Here is a 256-nt window from a genome sequence, read left to right as displayed (position 1 = left end):
ATGCCTGGAAAGGTGTTGCAGAAGCCGGCTTCAAAGCGCCGCTGACCAAGATTCGCGCCATCGCCGCGACCTACCCGAACTACATTCAGATCGTCGCCAGCAAGGAATCCGGGATCAAAACCCTGGAGGATCTCAAGGGCAAGCGTATTTCCGTCGGCGCGCCGAAATCCGGTACCGACCTCCATGCCCGGGCGACCTTCAAGGCGGCTGGCCTGAGCTACAAGGACATGGGCCGCGTCGAGTTCATGCCTTACGC

The 256-nt window shown here is 60.5% G+C and carries 1 protein-coding gene; it reads left to right on the top strand.

The features are described from left to right. On the top strand, positions 1-256 hold a 256-nt coding region (locus AC0IYH_RS32665; protein ID WP_471838506.1), incomplete at both ends, for a TAXI family TRAP transporter solute-binding subunit.

Source organism: Pseudomonas sp. AC463, from assembly GCF_979253585.1.
Note: the sequence above shows the minus strand (reverse complement) of the source record. Positions and strands in the feature narration are given on the sequence as shown.